Annotated in this window: 1 protein-coding gene; it reads left to right on the top strand. The window is 68.8% G+C overall.

Translation table 11 applies throughout. The features are described 5' to 3' along the window. On the top strand, window positions 1–1,496 hold a 1,496-nt coding region (locus IC66_RS0104800), incomplete at both ends, for an FtsX-like permease family protein (protein WP_038946838.1).

Genomic DNA, 1,496 nt, shown 5'->3' with positions numbered 1-1,496 from the left:
GCAGCGCCTGCCGATGTTGCGGACCTTGCGCGCCTGCGGCGCCTCGGCGCGGCTGGTCAACACCGTGCTGGTGATCGAGCTCGTGGCGCTGGCGCTGATCGCCGGCCTGATCGGGCTCGTCTGCGGCTATTTCATCGCGGCAGTGCTGCTGCCCGACGTCGCGGCGTCGCTGCGCGGGCTCTATGGCGCACAGATCCCGGGGCAGCTGACCTTACAGCCTGAATGGTGGCTCGCCGGCATCGGCATCAGCATTGCGGGCGCGCTGGTTGCGGCGGCGACCAGCCTGATCAAGGCGATCAGGATGCCGGTGCTGGCGACGGCGCAGCCGCGCGCTTGGCAGCAGAGGCAGCGCCGCTGGCTGATCCTGCAAAGTCTGGCCGCCTGCGCCGTGTTCGCGGTCGCGCTGCTGCTGCTCCAGTACGGGCAATCGCTGATCGCAGGCTTTGGCGTGCTGGCGGCGTTGATGTTCGGTGCGGCCCTGATCCTGCCGGCGCTGCTCGAGATCATCCTGCTCGCGGGCCAGCGCGCCGCGAGGAAGCCGCTTGCGCTGTGGTTCTGGGCGGACAGCCGGCAGCAGCTTTCCGGATTGTCGCTGGCGCTGATGGCGCTGCTGCTCGCGCTCGCCGTCAATGTCGGCGTGTCCACCATGGTGGAAACCTTCAGCCGCACCTTCCTCGGCTGGCTCAACGGTCGGCTCGCCGCCGACGTCTACATCAGCGCCTCGGACAATGCGCAAGGCGTTGCCATCCGCAACTGGCTGCGCGAGCGCAGCGACGTGCAGGCGATCCTGTCGGGCGGCCGCGCCGAGGCGCAGGTTCAGGGCCAGCCGGTGGAGCTGCTCGGCCTGCCCGATCACGCGCTCTATCGCGAACGCTGGCCGCTGCTGGAAACCGCGCCGCGCGGCTGGAGCCGGCTCGTGCCGGGCAATGCCGCCTTCATCAGCGAACAGCTCAGCCGCCGCCTCAACGTCCGCATCGGCGACGTCGTCGAGGTGCCGGCGCCAGGCGGGACCTGGGAGCTCGACATCGTCGGCATCTATGCCGATTACGGCAACCCTAAGGGGCAGCTGACCGTCAACGTCGCGGCGCTGATCCGGCAGTTTCCGCAGACGCCGCAGACTCGAATCGGCCTGATCGTCGCGAAGGAGAATATCCCCGGCCTGATCGCGGCGTTGCAGAAACAGTTTGCGCTCGACGACCGCAGTGTCGCCGACCAGGCGACGGTGAAGGCCGAATCGATCCGCATCTTCAACCGCACCTTCGCAGTGACCTCGGCGCTGAACGCCTTCACACTCGGTGTCGCCGGGATCGCGCTGTTCACGAGCCTGCTGACGCTGGCGAACTCCCGCCTGCCGCACCTCGCGCCGCTATGGGCGATCGGCATCACGCGGCCGCGCCTTGCCGCGATCGAATTGACCAAGACGCTGTCGGTGGCGCTGTTCACGGCGCTGCTGGCCGTTCCGCTCGGGCTCCTGGTGGCGTGGTGCCTGATCGCGA

The sequence above is a fragment of the Bradyrhizobium genomosp. III genome, assembly GCF_000261705.1.
Classification (GTDB): Bacteria; Pseudomonadota; Alphaproteobacteria; order Rhizobiales; family Xanthobacteraceae; genus Bradyrhizobium; species Bradyrhizobium ottawaense.
The sequence above is the reverse complement of the archived record's forward strand: the minus strand, read 5'-3'. Positions and strand labels throughout refer to the sequence as shown.